This is a genomic window from Glutamicibacter sp. NPDC087661 (assembly GCF_044743275.1).
GTDB lineage: Bacteria > Actinomycetota > Actinomycetes > Actinomycetales > Micrococcaceae > Glutamicibacter.
In genome coordinates this window covers 831940-845304 of the sequence record NZ_JBIUWE010000001.1, presented here as the reverse complement: position 1 = coordinate 845304, position 13365 = coordinate 831940, and the positions used below count along the sequence as shown (strand labels likewise).

The following is a 13365-nucleotide window of genomic DNA, read 5'->3' as shown; positions in this document are numbered from 1 at the left end:
ACGTGTCGCTTGGCCTACTTATCTTCCAGTAGTCCGGACACAAAAGCTCGCTATTTTCCGCGGGTTCGACGCTGGTCCAAATTTCTGAACCAGGCGCAAATCCTGCGGATCAACGTGGCCTAAGAAAACCGGCTGCTTTCCTTTGCAGCCCTACGATCCGCGGTATTCCCCCGGGAGGCGCACATATTGGGCACTCAACCGAAGCGATGCATCGCCTGTCGATCTGTTGTTTCAAAAGTCTGTCGTCGGGTTGAAAGCAGACTGTGGATCCGCGAACAACCATTCCCATTCTCTCATATTTCGTTCACGCCTTGTTCATTGCTTCTCACCAGATGCACAGAAATGCTTCCTAGTATGAAAAAGGCCTTGGCGGAATAACCCGCTTTCCTATGAACTTATGGAATAGTCAAAACATGGTTTCATCACAAGAAAATAGCCACGGCTCGGGCGTGTTGCCCTGGTGGGCTAAGGAACGCGGCTTCGGGCTGTTCATCATCGTTACGGGATTGATCTCTTGGCTCGCCGCCGGAATCCTGGTCCTGGAACGCTTGGAGTTGTACAAGAACCCCGACTACATCACCAGTTGCGACGTCAATCCCTGGATCTCCTGTGGCACCGTGATGAAATCCGAGCAGGCAGGAATTTTCGGATTCCCCAATCCCTTCTTCGGGATCGTTTGCTTCGCTGTTGTTATCGCCATCGGCTTCGCCCTGCTGGCCGGCGCAACAAACCTGAAGCGCTGGTTCTGGCTGTGCTTCCAGCTGGGCATCACCGCCGCTATGGGCTTGGTGATCTGGTTCTGGTCCCAGGCCCTATATGAAATCAACGCCCTGTGCCCTTACTGCATGGTCGTGTGGGCCATGACGATTCCCTTGTTCGTGTTCACGACCGCACGCAATGTGCTTACCGGCGTGATTTCTGCTGGAGTCGGCGTGAAGAAGTTCTTCGCCGAGTGGAGCTGGATCATTACCGCCGTCATCTGGGCGCTCGTTGCCGCATCGGTCGTCCTGCGTTTCCCGCTCGCCTTCTTCGGCTAGAGCCCGGCTTCCATGCCCACCTGCGGGGCCGCTACTTCGGTAGCGGCCCCGCAGTGCTGTTCCTGGCGCTCCCCCACCCCGCCGCCAACCAGGTCGGCCGGCCTTGTGCCGCTGCTTGTTGCACCCCGGCGCGCCACCGGCGCCAAGACATCCCGCTTCGGCCTTCGATCCGCGTCAAAACGGCCATCGGCAAGGCCGGGAAGGGTTCGCCGTCAACGATCTTCCGGATACTGCCCAGCTAGACCCGGTAGATTAGAAGCATGGCAAGTGACATATGGAACACAGAAAATGCCCAGGACTACGGAATCAACCTGCTGATTTCCGAACACCTTCGGCTCCGTGAACTACAAGAGGAAGATCTTGCGTTCCTCACCCAATGGTGGAATAGCCCAGAATTCATGGCCCTGCAGGGCAACCTGGTACTTCCCCACCCGATCACCGAAGCCGCAGAACTCTTCAAATCGCGCAGCGTCAACCGTGGCACTACCGACGGCGTGGGACTTTCCATCACGCTTCCCGATGACACGCTGATCGGGCACACCGCTTTGTACGACTACAACGCGCCGGCCCGTTCGGCCGAATTGATGATCATGATCGGTGGTTCAAATGTGGGCCAAGGCTATGGCACCTTGGCCACCAAGATGATCATCGACTACGGCTTCCGCGAGATGGGCTTGAACCGCATCGGCTTGAACGCCTGGGCGTACAACGAGCGCGCACTGCGCACCTTCAACCGCGCAGGATTCCGCGAAGAGGGCCGAGTGCGCCAGGCTGGATTCCACGATGGGTCGTTCCACGACAAGATCATCATGGGCCTGCTGGCCAAGGAGTACTTCAACGCCAGGTAATCCGCACAGGCAGAGAACGAGACCTCAACAGAGCTGGGGCCGCGCACTGCGCGGCCCCAGCTCTGCTGCGTCAGTTCACTTCTGGACCAGACCCGCATAATCGGTCTGATAGCCCGTTACAGGCTGGTGAGGGATTTCTTCCCAGCGTTCTGGATCTTCTTGCTGGACTTCGCCCGATGCCATTCCGAGCAGCAATTCCTTGAGCGCAAGAACATTTTGGCGAATCAACTTGCCGCGGGACTTCTGCCCGAGGCTTCCGTCACTGCTATTTCCACTGGTTTCAAAGAAGACCACCGGGTTTCGATGCCCGTCGGCATTGAGCCCCCGGTAGTTCAAGCCCAGCATCATTGCAGAGACGACGCCGCAGGAATGCCGGGGAAATCAGCCCGTGGGTGCACGAATCGATGCATTCGGGCACGAAAACGGGTTAGTGGCCAGTGTGAACGCCAAAAAATCAGCATTTCGGTGTTGCCTTGGGACCTTGTCAAGTCGTTAGCCTATTGTTAGAGCTATCAGAACCAGCTACAAGGAGCGACTATGGCTTTTTTCCGTAAGGTCAGGCCCGCCGCGTTGTTGAAAAAGCAACCTCAGGACGACAAGCCGACACCTGCCGAGCACCACCGTGTTCCGGCCAGGGACGCCAAACCAGATTTCACGGTCACCAGCCTGTGGACCGACTTGCTAGGACGCCTAGGCATTCGAAGCGCCCAGCTGCTGGTAGTTGGCGCGCTGGCAACATTCCTCATCATCGGCATGCTCCGCTTGACCATGATCGTGATCCCGACGTTGCTGGCCGTCATCATTTCCTGTGCGTTGTGGCCCCTGGTGGTCAAGCTGCGCAAGTTTGTTTCCCCGATGCTGGCAGCATGGATCGTTTTTCTCGGATCCCTATTGGTCCTCGGAGGCATTGGCACCGGCCTGGTCTTCTCGGTCATCAAGGAATGGCCAAAGCTCGTTGACCAAGCTGTTGAGGGCTTCAACCAGCTCAATGACATGGTTCAGGGCTTCATCGGCACGATGCCTTTCAGCGTCGACCAGAGCCAGATCGATAATGTTGTCGAAACGGTAACCGGCTTCTTGACCAGTTCCCAGTTCGGCACCGGCGCTTTGAACACGCTGAGCGCAGCAGGCAGCTTCGTGACCGGCCTGGTCCTGCTGCTGGTGATCCTGTTCTTCTTCCTGAAGGACGGCGACAAGATCTGGGCCTTTGCCGTGTCGTGGACTCCACGCCACTACCGCAACAAGTGGATTCTTTCCGGCGACCGCGCGCTGCGCACCTTCGGCGGCTACATCCGCGGTACTGCCACCGTGGCCGCGGTGGATGCTTTGGGCATCACCGCGACGCTGCTGATCGTGCAGGTTCCATTGGCCATCCCGCTAGGCGTCATTGTCTTCCTCGGTTCCTTCGTGCCGATGGTAGGTGCCACCGTTGCCGGCATCCTGGCCACGCTGATTGCATTGGTTACCAACGGACCTGTGGTGGCGCTGATCGTGCTGGCTGCGGTGATCCTGGTGAACCAGCTGGAGGGCAACTTCCTGCAGCCGGTCGTCATGGCCAACGCCCTGAGCCTGCATGCACTGGTCGTGCTGATGGCACTGACCGCAGGCACCGTCCTGGCAGGCATCGTTGGCGCCGTCCTGGCGGTGCCACTGGTGGCCGCTTCATGGGCGGTGATCAAGGTATGGACCGGGCGCGACAAATCCGATGCGGTGGCTGAAGCCAGCGAGGACATCAAGTCTGAAGTCGAGATCAGCGAAGAGCAAGCGGCTTTCGACAAACTCGAAGCGAAGGAACAGCACCAGGAATCCCTCAAGGATTCCGAGTAGCTGTTGCGGCTGGGGCGCTCCTGCACGTCAGGGGCGCCCTTCCTTTTGCCACTTAAATGCTCTTGATCGAATTATTTCCAATTAATTCTCAAAGAGTTCATGCCCTCATCCAGCCCCGGCTTCCCGGGGTTTTCGCGCTGGGGACAAGACCGGTGGACCCGATCCCGCGTTGCCGTGGATGTGGTTTGTGTGTTTAATGTGACTGAAGTGATGGAAGTGGAGCGACGCGGGATGCGCAATCGCCTTGAGAAGTTTTGCTGCATGTCTTCGTTTTCCCCAACAGGGAAAACCCGCGCCACGCTTCGCCCGCAATCAATGTGCTAACGCGCACTGAAGACTGGGAGGTATCCACGTGCTGGAATTCAGCAATGACGGAGCAGATAAGTATCTTTCGCACATAGTCGGCCCTATCACCGACCACCACCAGGTGGTCAGGATCGGCGCTGCAGAGCAGCTGCCGCTGGACTCGACCGCACAGGCGCTCGGAAGTTCGGTGCAGCAGGCAGCTAGCCCGCAAGGAGCTATGCTCGCCCAGGACAGTTTGGATGACTGGTTCTAGGACCCGCTTCCAGGCATGAAAAATCCCGGCAGTTTCCAACTGCCGGGATTTTCGCGTTTCGATCTACTTGCCGAACCAGATGCCGATCTCGCGCTCGGCGGACTCGACGGAGTCCGAACCGTGGACCAGGTTCTGCTGGACCTTCAGGCCCCAGTCGCGGCCGAAGTCGCCACGGATGGTGCCTGGAGCCGCGGTGGTCGGGTCGGTGGTGCCAGCCAGCGAACGGAAGCCGGGGATAACGCCCTGGCCTTCAGCCACGATCGCCACCACCGGACCGGAGAGCATGAACTCAACCAGCGGCTCGTAGAATGGCTTGCCTTCGTGCTCTGCATAGTGCTCGGCGAGCAGCTCGCGAGTAGCTTCCAGCTGCTGCAGCTTGGCAATGGTGTAGCCCTTGGCTTCAATGCGGCCAAGGATCTGTCCGGTCAGACCGCGCTTGACGCCATCTGGCTTGACCAGGATCAGGGTACGTTCAGTCATGTGACTACCTCTTCGTATCGTTGATGTACTTCTTAGGTTCTCAGGCTTGCTCGGGGTTCGCTTTTTCCCAGGCTTCTTGGGCGGCGGCGCGGCGCTTGTTCACTGCGTCGATTTCGCCGCCCTTGTTCAGCGCATACCACCAGCACAGGGCGAAGGCCGCTGCGAGGTAGAACATGTCCGGCAGGATGAAGCCGCACAGGAAGAACACTACCTGCAGGATCCAGCCGATGATGTAGCCGATCTTCTTGCCCAGCAGGGCGCAGTTGAAGATGCACAGCAGCGCCACGGCAGCGCCGAGGCTGAGCACGACCACCGGTTCTCCGCCACGCTTGAGCCCGAAGGCCGCGAGGGTGACGAACACCGCCAGCAGCGCCTCGCAGACCAGCACTGTTGATGCGAACATCATTTTCGTGGAGCGCTGCTTCTTCTTCATCCCAGGACGCCACTCGCGCTGGGCACGGGTGAGTTTAGCCATCAGGATTCGCCTCCCTTGAGCAACAGTGAAATCTCGCCCACCAGTGTAATCGAACCGGTCACCAGCACGCCGCCGGACAAGTCGTTGCCTGCCTCGGCGCGGCCCACCGACCATTCGATGGCATCTTCCAGGTCCTCGGTGACGTGGATGTCCTCTTCCGGCCAGCCAGCGTCGATCGCCATGGTGGACAGTTCGCCGGCCGGGATGGCCCGCGGCGAGGACGACTGGGTGATGCAAATGTCCTCAACCATGTCACCGTACTGCTCGCGCATGGTGTAAAGCATTGCTTCGGCGTCCTTCTCCTGCAAGATGCCAACCATCAGCACCAGGCGGGTGAAGCCGAAGGATTCCTTGATCGCCTCTGCGGTGACGCGTATGCCATCCGGGTTGTGGCCGGCATCCACCAGGATGCTCGGTGCCGCGCGGACCAGTTCCAGGCGGCCCGGGCTGGTGGCGGCCGCGAAGCCGTCGCGGACCAGATCGGCATTCAGCTCGCGCTGGCCGCCGCCCAGGAAGGCCTCCACCGCAGCCAAGGCCACGGTGGCGTTCTGCGCCTGGTGGGCACCGAACAATGGCAGGAAGATCTCGTCGTAGCGCGCCGCTTGGCCCTGGATGGACAGCAGCTGCCCACCCACGCCATGCTGGCGTTCCAGGAGCTTGAAGTCCAGGCTGTCGAAAGCTGCCGGCACCTCAAGCTCGCGGGCGCGAGCCAGCAGCACGTCGGCGGCATCCACCGGTTGCACCGAAGAGACCAGGTAGCCGCCGGGCTTGAGGATGCCGACCTTTTCTTCGGCAATCTCGCCCGGGGTATCCCCCAGCAGATCGGTGTGGTCCAAGGAGATCGGGGTGATCACCGAAACGTCGGCATCTGCCACGTTGGTGGCGTCGGTGATGCCGCCCAGGCCGACTTCGAGCACCACGACATCCACCGGAACCTCGGCGAAAACCGCGAAGGCCAGGATGGTGACAGCTTCGAAGTAGGTCAGCTTGTTTTCGCCGCGCTCGACGAGCTCGGTGTCCACGATCTGAAGGAACGGGCTGATTTCATCCCACACGCGCACGAAGGTCCCGTCGTCTACCGGGGCACCGTCAATGGCGATGCGCTCGGTGACCGAGATCAGGTGCGGCGAGGAGTAGCGGCCGGTGCGCAAGTCGTGCGCCATCAAGAGCGACTCGATCATGCGTGCGGTCGAGGTCTTGCCGTTGGTGCCGGTGATGTGGATGACCGGGCAAGCCTTGTTCGGCTCGCCGAGGATCTCCATCGCGCGGAACATCGGATCCATGCGCGGTTCCATCTTGTTTTCCGGCGCACGGGAGAGCAGTTGCGCGTAGACGCGGTCCAATTCGCTCACTAGTTGGCCTCGACTTTGCCAGAATCCAGCTTGGCCACGGTGACCTGCTCGCCATCTACCGAATCATCGGCGACAAGTTCCAGCTGCGCGGTCAGGGTTTCACCTGCCACCAGCTCGCGGTTCGCTTCCAGTGCCGCGATGGCGGCCGTGTTGGCGGTGACCACGGTGTGGATGCGATCCGATACCTGCAGGTCCGCGTCCTTGCGGGCGGACTGGATGGAGCGGATCATGTCGCGTGCGGTGCCCTCGGCAGCCAGTGCCTCGGTGACCTCGGTATCCAGCACCAGGAAGCCGCCGTCGATGACTGCCGCGGCAATTTCGCCTGCTGCATCCACCACGGTGTCCAGGGTGTACTCGCCCTCGGCCAGTTCCAGTCCTCCCGCGGTGACCACCCCGTCGGTGACCGACCAGTCCCCGGACTTGGCGCCCTTGATCGCCTGCTGCACGTTCTTGCCCAGGCGCGGACCGGCCGCACGGGCGTTCACTACCAGCTGCTGGCTGATGCCGTAGCTGGCGGCGTCGACGCCTTCGGCATCGATCAAGGTGACGGCCTTCAGGTTCAGCTCGTCCTTGATGATCGACGCGTAGGTGCCTTCCAGGCGGGCAGCGCCGGTGAGCACAACCTTCAGCTCGGCCAGCGGCAGGCGCACGCGCAGGTTCTTGGCCTTGCGCAGCGAGGAGCCCACGGAGCAGATCTTGCGGGTTGTTTCCATGGTTTCCAGCAACGCGGCGTCGGTTGGGAATTCGCTGGCTTCCGGCCAGTCCTCCAGGTGCACCGAACGTTCGCCGGTCAGCCCGCGGAAGATCTCTTCGCTGGCCAGCGGCAGCAGCGAAGCAGTGACCTTCACCAGGGTTTCCAGCGCGGTGTACAGGGTGTCGAAGGCCTGGGTGTCTTCATCGAAGAAACGCTGGCGGCTACGGCGCACGTACCAGTTGGTCAGGGTGTCCATGTACTGGCGCACGGCCTCGGTAGCATCGGAGACCTCGTAGGAATCCAGTGCCTCGGTGACTTCGCGCACCAGCTGGCCCGTGGCGGCCAGCATGTACTGGTCCAGCGGGTCGGTGGAGTCCATCGAGCGCTTGGCCTCGTAGCCGGCCCCGTTGTTGGCGGAGTTGGTGTAGAGGTTGAAGAAGTGCCAGACGTTCCACAGCGGCAGCAGCACCTGGCGCACGCCATCGCGGATGCCCTGTTCGGTCACGACCAGGTTGCCGCCGCGCAGGATCGGCGAGGCCATCAGGAACCAGCGCATGGCATCGGAGCCGTCGCGGTCCAGGACCTCGGTGACATCCGGGTAGTTACGCAGGGACTTGGACATCTTCTGCCCGTCCGAGCCCAGCACGATGCCGTGGGAGATCACGTTGGTGTAGGCCGGGCGGTCGAAGAGCGCGGTGGAGAGCACGTGCATGGTGTAGAACCAGCCGCGGGTCTGTCCGATGTACTCAACGATGAAGTCCGCCGGGTGGTGGCCGGAATCGAACCATTCCTGGTTGTTGAACGGGTAGTGCACCTGGGCGTACGGCATCGAGCCGGAGTCGAACCAGACATCGAGCACGTCTTCCACGCGCCTGAGGGTGCCGGATTCGGCGCAGCCCTCATGGGCCTTGGTCAGCTCGTCGATGAATGGGCGGTGCAGGTCAGGCTGGCCTTCGTGGTTAACCGGCATCCGGCCGAAGAAGTCCTGCATTTCCTGCAGCGAGCCGAAGACTTCGCGGTGCTCGCATTCGGCACCGCTGCATTCCCACACCGGGATCGGCGAACCCCAGTAGCGGTTGCGCGAGATGGACCAGTCGCGGGCGTTTTCCAGCCACTTGCCGAACTGGCCGTGCTTGACGTTGCCCGGGATCCAGTTGATCTGCTCGTTCAGCTCGACCATGCGGTCCTTGAACTTGGAGACCTCGACGTACCACGAGGAGATCGCGCGGTAGATCAGCGGGGTGCGGCAGCGCCAGCAATGCGGGTAGGAGTGCTCGTAGGAGGCCTGCTTGACCAGCTTGGCCTCGTCCTTGAGCACATTGGTGATGGTCTTGTTGGCGTCGAACACCTGCACGCCGGCGATCTCGGCCAGCGGGCCGTTGCCGAAGACCGGCAGGAACTTGGCGCCCTCGTCTACCGAGAGGATCACCGGGATGCCGTGCTCTTCGCAGACCTTCTGGTCATCCTCGCCGTAGGCCGGAGCCTGGTGCACGATGCCGGTGCCGTCGGCCACAGTGACGTAGTCGGCGGTGAGAATCTGCCAGGCGTTTTCGGTGCCGTACTTCTCGGTGTCGGTGTACGTGTCCCACAGCGGCTGGTAGCGCACGCCGGCAAGCTGCTCACCGGTGTAGCTGGCGGTGATGGCCGCAGCGGCTTCCTTGGCATCCTTGTAGCCCAGGTCCTTGGCGTAGGAGCCCAGCAGGTCGCGGGCCAGCAGGAATGGCCCGGCGGCGGCCGAAGCCTTCACGCCGGCCTCGCCTGCAGGAACCACGACGTAGTCGATCGCCGGGTGCACGGCCAGTGCGGCGTTGGTTGGCAGGGTCCACGGGGTGGTGGTCCACGCCAGGGCCTGCACGCCGGCAAGTGCCTTGGAGGCTTCGGTTTCACCGGCAAGGATGGTGAAGCCCACGGTGACGGTCTGGTCCTGGCGGTTCTTGTAGACGTCGTCGTCCATGCGCAGCTCGTGGTTGGACAGCGGGGTCTCGTCCTTCCAGCAGTACGGAAGCACGCGGAAGCCCTTGTAGGTCAGATCCTTGTCCGAAAGCTGCTTGAAGGCCCAGATGACCGATTCCATGAACTCGACGTTCAGGGTCTTGTAGTCGTTTTCGAAGTCGACCCAGCGAGCCTGGCGGTTCACGTACTGCTTCCACTCATCGGCATACTTCATCACCGAGGTGCGGCAGGCGTCGTTGAACTTGTCGATGCCCATGGCTTCGATCTGCTTCTTGTCGGTCATGCCCAGCTGCTTCATGGCTTCCAGCTCGGCTGGCAGGCCGTGGGTGTCCCAGCCGAAGCGGCGCTCCACGCGCTTGCCGCGCTGGGTCTGGTAGCGCGCTACCAGGTCCTTGACGTAGCCGGTGAGCAGGTGGCCGTAGTGCGGCAGGCCGTTGGCGAAGGGAGGGCCATCGTAGAAGACGAATTCTTCGCCCTCGCGCTGGTCAATGGAGGCCTGGAAAGTGTCGTCGTTCTTCCAGTATTCGAGGACGCGCTTCTCAAGATCTGGGAATCGCGGTGAAGCCGGGGTCGAACCGGTTGGGTCTGTAGTGACCTTCGGGTAGAAGCTCATCGAATGGGCCGTCCTTCAAGCGTAGGGTCGATAAATCCTTGCCTACGAGGACGGCACGAATGCCGCGGTACCACCCCGCTTATCCCCCGCCGCAATGATGGGGAATCGCTTATCTTCAGCTGTGACGGGCTGGTCCCGTTCGGTTCTACTTGGCGTTCATGATGCTCGCGGTTCTTCCGAAGACTCACCGGTGATAGCCGGATCAAAGTCGCAGTCCTTATATCCTACCGCGTGATGCCCCAGCTGAAAATTCCCGGCAGCCTTCGAAATGCAAGTGAGCGCAGGCTCACAGCTCGGCGAGCGCAGAACACGCATGCCACCCGCAGCGCCATTCAAATATAGTTTCGAACAAGTGTTCGAACTTGTTAACTGCACTGGCCCTTCAACCCGGTATCACCCGAACGATCTGCGATAAAGTCCAGCAAGCGCTCAATCTCATTAGGCTCGACCGGTATCGCCGTTTGCCCGGGCTTCGGAAACGGAAGATTCATCGCACCGACCCTCCCTCCCCGGTTCGCAATAGCTGACGTCATGCATACGCGAGGTGATGAATCACCGGTAGATGGGTATGCAAGCACTGCCGGAGCATTCCAAAGATTTGCATAGGCGTAAATCTGGTACTGGTCTGCCATCGATGCGCTGGTAACGAACTTTTTAGATTTCTTGTACTTGCCGTCGATAAGCAGGACTGAACACCCCGGAGTATCAGCGTAGTCAATGTGGATGTCGACATTTTTCGACACTCCCCCATGAAATAGCACTTTGTTGCCAGGACTCCTATTGACGCGATATTTTCGCGTCGTATCAACGGCTCTGGCCACCAGATCTTCCCAGATCTCGCTAGTTGCAATCTTGAACGTGAAGACCACGCCGTCAGCGTCCTCATGGGTCGGCTCTGCCAGCGACACGTGATCGTTCAATACCGCCAGTGCCAATCGGTACACCGCGAGCAACCCGCGATTGCGCTGGCGAGCCGCATCCCGCAATGGGCGCCGTACGATTTCAGCGACGGATCCAATGGAAACGTCATTCAGTCTCGCGTCAATTTCCAGCGCCAAATCAACAAGCAGGTCATCACCGTTGACCTCTTGAGAGCACTGTTCAACCGCAAGTCGAATCGCTTGCCAGATTTGAGTGTCTCCGTCTAGATCGTCGAATGTACACCATATGGGCAATCTTCGATTTGCCTTGCGTTTAACAAGCTCGTTGATCATCAAACGACCTCGAACGGCTGCCAAGGGTTCGGAGACCGGAATGAACTCCGGCCTGCGCCGTGCGACTTGAGCTTCTGCCAGGAGCAAGAATAACTTCATGAAAGCCTGACGCGCCTGCGGTTCGCGCATCATGACCGAAATTCCAAGAGGTGGGTCATTGACTACTGGCTGCAATTTGTCACGGATCAATTCCCAAAATCCGGCCAAAATACTCGACCGCGTTGGCTCCGGGGCACGCGAGGCCACAGCTGGAGGAACCGAACGCGTCCAAAGCGCGTCTCTGACGCCGTCGTCATCCTCATCAACTTGAACAGGTCGGCACAAGCGACTCAGCGCTTCGGCGCACTGGCCATTCAATCTTAGATAGTCCATTTCATAGAGGACTAGGGTGTCTAAATCTGAGCCTGTGGATTCGCTGTCAAACTTCCAAGCGCGCGGCACGATCTCAGCTGCTTCTGAATCCCGCCATGCTTTCGGCAAGACGTAGATGAAGATTGCGCGGCTATCTGCTTCGTAGGACTCCGTCGTTTTCAAGACGGTGAGCCCAATTCCGTTTCCACGTGTGCTGGCTTGAAACCACTTAGGCTCCTCGTTGGCTAAGCGGCCTTGTACAGTCGGGAGTTCGGTTTCCATGATCAAGATTCGGTACGGTTCGATGGAACTGTTAGGAATCTTCGTCCAAGTCCACGACCGTGCGCATAGAGTCGCATCTGGTTCGGCAGCTGGGCTTCTTCCTCATCGAAGAATGCTTTTACCGTTTCAGCGCTGAGATTGAAAATATGGGCGATCTCGGCCAGTTGCTGCACCAGCGCTTCCGCAATGTCCTTCGCTGTTGCATCGGTAGTGAAAAAATATGAGTGCCCCAGCTGTGCATCCGGGCCCACTTCGTCGTTTAATTTCTGGTTGACACACTCGTGCCACGCAATTACCTTGTCGAGTTCTTGAGACCGATCTTTTCCCAAAGCTATCGCTAAGCGCTGCCCTGCCAGAACTTCTTGAGTCTTCCACCAGAATCGGCGACGCAGCGCTAGGTCTATAGTGCCAACTGAGCGATCAGTTGTATTCATCGTTCCGATAATGTGCAGGTTTGGCGGAACAACCAAGTGCTTACGGTTACCTGGCAAACTTGTCTGCAATTCCACGCTGTTGAGTTTCGGTTGTTCGTGCAGTTCAGAGTCTGTAAGCACCGTGTGGAAGTTCTCGGTCGGCCAACACCAATGCTCAAGGGGATCATGCAGCCCCACACCAGTATCCGCCTGCACAGCCGACCTCTTGCTTGGTTCGATCACCATCAGGAGATCGCCAAGGACACGTGCGGTATTAGCTCGGTTGATTTCATCGAGGAATAGCAAGTAGTTCTGTTCAGGATCCCTGGTCGCCCGTTCGCACATCCGCAAGAATGGCCCAGGTACGACTTCAAATGAATCTGATTTTGGCCGCAATCCCACGACGAAATCTTCGTAGGAAGTCGAAGGATGGAAGACTAGAACGCTCGTCCGGTTGCTGTAGGCGACTTTGAGCGCTTCAAGGGTGTGCGTTTTTCCGCTTCCAGCGACACCTTCGAGAATGACGTTTTTGTAGGTGTCGAGATCGCTAATCAGCTGATCAATATCAGTTCCGGCTGGGATCAGTTCTTCCTCAGATTCGCCTGGTGCAAAAGCAACAACTTTCGCATTTTCCTGCATCCATCGGCTAAATCCTTGTTTGCAAAGTTCAGCATCTTGCGTCGTTCCCTTGAGTGCTTCAACAGGGAACTTGATCCACACGTAGCTATCTGGATCTCTGCTATCCTCCGGACCGGACTTGCGCCTAAGGTTTTCGATCATGGTGCCAGCTGCCAGCAGGTGCGGAAGCGGGTTATGTGCGAGATCCCATTGATCCACCAGCTCACGTGGTGACTTCGAATACGAACCTTCGCCCGGCCAATCAGGATCCAACAGACGCAAGAAGGAACTGATATCTTCGCGAATGACGACAAATTGCTTTAGCGGTTCTCCCGGCACAGCAGTCGCTTCGAACTTGCGCCCCAGAGCTTCCAGGCAGGTGGACGTCACCTTATCCGCCTGAAGTTCGTCGTCATATCCGAAGATGCAAAAGACGGTTGACCGCATCTGGGCACTCAGCGTGCCATCAATCCGTACCTGATTGAATATCTGACGCACCTGTACCTCAGCAGGCTCTTCCAAGAGCCGAACAGTTCCCGTGTTTACAGACATTGGCGCCTCTTCTACCAAGGGATGAATTCAATACTCACATCCGGCTCTACGACTATCGTCATCTTTGCACACTGCGTCGCGTCGCGGAAGACTAATA

Annotated in this window: 11 protein-coding genes; 4 read left to right on the top strand and 7 right to left on the bottom strand. The window is 59.2% G+C overall.

All coding sequences use genetic code 11. The annotated features are described in order from the left end of the window. Positions 1-413 precede the first annotated feature (413 nt). Positions 414-1037 (top strand): vitamin K epoxide reductase family protein, encoded by a 624-nt coding sequence (locus tag ACIOTN_RS04000; protein ID WP_105661424.1) that lies wholly within the window; start codon positions 414-416, stop codon positions 1035-1037. 260 nt (positions 1038-1297) lie between these two features. Beyond that, positions 1298-1885 (top strand): GNAT family N-acetyltransferase, encoded by a 588-nt coding sequence (locus ACIOTN_RS03995; RefSeq protein ID WP_105658492.1) that lies wholly within the window; start codon positions 1298-1300, stop codon positions 1883-1885. A gap of 75 nt (positions 1886-1960) precedes the next feature. Here ACIOTN_RS03995 and ACIOTN_RS03990 read toward each other — a convergent pair whose 3' ends face one another. Next, entirely contained in the window at positions 1961-2233 is a 273-nt protein-coding gene (locus tag ACIOTN_RS03990; protein WP_286134567.1) for a hypothetical protein, read from the bottom strand. Between the two features lie 189 nt (positions 2234-2422). On the opposite strand from ACIOTN_RS03990, the gene ACIOTN_RS03985 reads away from it, so the two are divergent. Continuing rightward, the gene (locus ACIOTN_RS03985; protein ID WP_105658490.1) at positions 2423-3712 is read left to right on the top strand and encodes an AI-2E family transporter; all 1290 of its coding nucleotides are present in this window, start codon (positions 2423-2425) and stop codon (positions 3710-3712) included. A 352-nt stretch (positions 3713-4064) separates the two neighbouring features. After that, positions 4065-4271 (top strand): hypothetical protein, encoded by a 207-nt coding sequence (locus ACIOTN_RS03980; RefSeq protein WP_105661425.1) that lies wholly within the window; start codon positions 4065-4067, stop codon positions 4269-4271. Positions 4272-4334: 63 nt separating this feature from the next. Here ACIOTN_RS03980 and ndk read toward each other — a convergent pair whose 3' ends face one another. The 6 genes from ndk to ACIOTN_RS03950 all read right to left on the bottom strand — a co-directional run bounded on the left by ndk (position 4335) and on the right by ACIOTN_RS03950 (position 13268). Then, positions 4335-4751 carry a nucleoside-diphosphate kinase gene (ndk, locus tag ACIOTN_RS03975; protein WP_105658488.1) on the bottom strand — a complete coding sequence of 139 codons (417 nt, stop codon included), beginning with the start codon at positions 4749-4751 and terminating at the stop codon, positions 4335-4337. Between the two features lie 40 nt (positions 4752-4791). Beyond that, a complete protein-coding gene (locus ACIOTN_RS03970) occupies positions 4792-5226 on the bottom strand; it encodes a DUF4233 domain-containing protein (RefSeq protein ID WP_105658487.1) in 435 nt (144 codons plus the stop codon). After that, positions 5226-6521, bottom strand: coding sequence for a bifunctional folylpolyglutamate synthase/dihydrofolate synthase (locus ACIOTN_RS03965; protein WP_388022955.1), 1296 nt, complete (start codon positions 6519-6521; stop codon positions 5226-5228). The genes ACIOTN_RS03970 and ACIOTN_RS03965 overlap by 1 nt, the downstream gene beginning before the upstream one ends. Positions 6522-6577: 56 nt before the next feature. Continuing rightward, complete coding sequence (ileS, locus tag ACIOTN_RS03960; protein ID WP_402734798.1) at positions 6578-9838, bottom strand: isoleucine--tRNA ligase; 3261 nt, start codon at positions 9836-9838, stop codon at positions 6578-6580. Positions 9839-10203: 365 nt separating this feature from the next. Then, positions 10204-11685, bottom strand: coding sequence for a 5-methylcytosine restriction system specificity protein McrC (locus ACIOTN_RS03955; protein ID WP_105661428.1), 1482 nt, complete (start codon positions 11683-11685; stop codon positions 10204-10206). Between the two features lie 2 nt (positions 11686-11687). Next, on the bottom strand, positions 11688-13268 hold the full coding sequence (locus tag ACIOTN_RS03950) for an McrB family protein (protein ID WP_105661429.1): 1581 nt from the start codon (positions 13266-13268) through the stop codon (positions 11688-11690). Between the last annotated feature and the right edge of the window lie 97 nt (positions 13269-13365).

What these genes read in the sequence shown, in the direction of transcription:
- ACIOTN_RS03955 (WP_105661428.1), bottom strand. Translation starts at nt 11,685, where the DNA reads ATGGAAACCGAACTCCCGACTGTACAAGGCCGCTTAGCCAACGAGGAG.
- ndk (WP_105658488.1), bottom strand. Translation starts at nt 4,751, where the DNA reads ATGACTGAACGTACCCTGATCCTGGTCAAGCCAGATGGCGTCAAGCGC.
- ACIOTN_RS03950 (WP_105661429.1), bottom strand. Translation starts at nt 13,268, where the DNA reads ATGTCTGTAAACACGGGAACTGTTCGGCTCTTGGAAGAGCCTGCTGAG.
- ACIOTN_RS03965 (WP_388022955.1), bottom strand. Translation starts at nt 6,521, where the DNA reads ATGGAACCGCGCATGGATCCGATGTTCCGCGCGATGGAGATCCTCGGC.
- ileS (WP_402734798.1), bottom strand. Translation starts at nt 9,838, where the DNA reads ATGAGCTTCTACCCGAAGGTCACTACAGACCCAACCGGTTCGACCCCG.
- ACIOTN_RS03985 (WP_105658490.1), top strand. Translation starts at nt 2,423, where the DNA reads ATGGCTTTTTTCCGTAAGGTCAGGCCCGCCGCGTTGTTGAAAAAGCAA.
- ACIOTN_RS03970 (WP_105658487.1), bottom strand. Translation starts at nt 5,226, where the DNA reads ATGGCTAAACTCACCCGTGCCCAGCGCGAGTGGCGTCCTGGGATGAAG.
- ACIOTN_RS03990 (WP_286134567.1), bottom strand. Translation starts at nt 2,233, where the DNA reads ATGATGCTGGGCTTGAACTACCGGGGGCTCAATGCCGACGGGCATCGA.
- ACIOTN_RS03995 (WP_105658492.1), top strand. Translation starts at nt 1,298, where the DNA reads ATGGCAAGTGACATATGGAACACAGAAAATGCCCAGGACTACGGAATC.
- ACIOTN_RS04000 (WP_105661424.1), top strand. Translation starts at nt 414, where the DNA reads ATGGTTTCATCACAAGAAAATAGCCACGGCTCGGGCGTGTTGCCCTGG.